Here is a 521-nt window from a genome sequence, read left to right as displayed (position 1 = left end):
TCCACCTTGACCAAGTAAAATGACAGGCCCAAATACCTTGTCAACCGCGATACTGATTCGCAACTCTTCCGCGCTGCCAAGCTTCGCCATGCCTTGAACTAGCAGGCCGTGTACGTTTGCAGATGGGTAACTGAATTTGACGGTATCTAAAATCGATTGTGCAGCGTTAGAAACTTCTCGACTATTTCTCAAATTAAGCGCCACGCCGTGTACGTCTGATTTGTGAGGAATATCAGGAGAGCGCAGCTTCACGGCGACCGGGTAGCCAATATTTTCTGCCATGTGAACTGCTTCGATTTCATCCGATGCTATCCAAGTAGGCAAAACATTAAAGCCAAAGAGCTTAAATAATGGGCTAGTTTGGTGTGTATCCAGTGTGACTGTATTTTTATCCAGTAGTCGTTCATCTACCCATTCTTTTGCAGAATTTACGCTACCTGAGTGCAGCGGCTCTGCTGTTGTTGGCGTTTCCATCAACTGTTTCTGGTTTCGTCGGTACTCAACGAGGTGCATGTACGCAA

Annotated in this window: 1 protein-coding gene; it reads right to left on the bottom strand. The window is 46.4% G+C overall.

The window, feature by feature from the left end; translation table 11 throughout:
- On the bottom strand, positions 1-521 hold a 521-nt coding region (locus R7Z47_RS26805; RefSeq protein ID WP_318131020.1), incomplete at both ends, for an acetate--CoA ligase family protein.

The organism is Vibrio sp. 1641, from assembly GCF_033339995.1.
Taxonomy (GTDB): domain Bacteria; phylum Pseudomonadota; class Gammaproteobacteria; order Enterobacterales; family Vibrionaceae; genus Vibrio; species Vibrio alginolyticus.
This window is presented reverse-complemented; position numbering and strand designations above follow the sequence as displayed.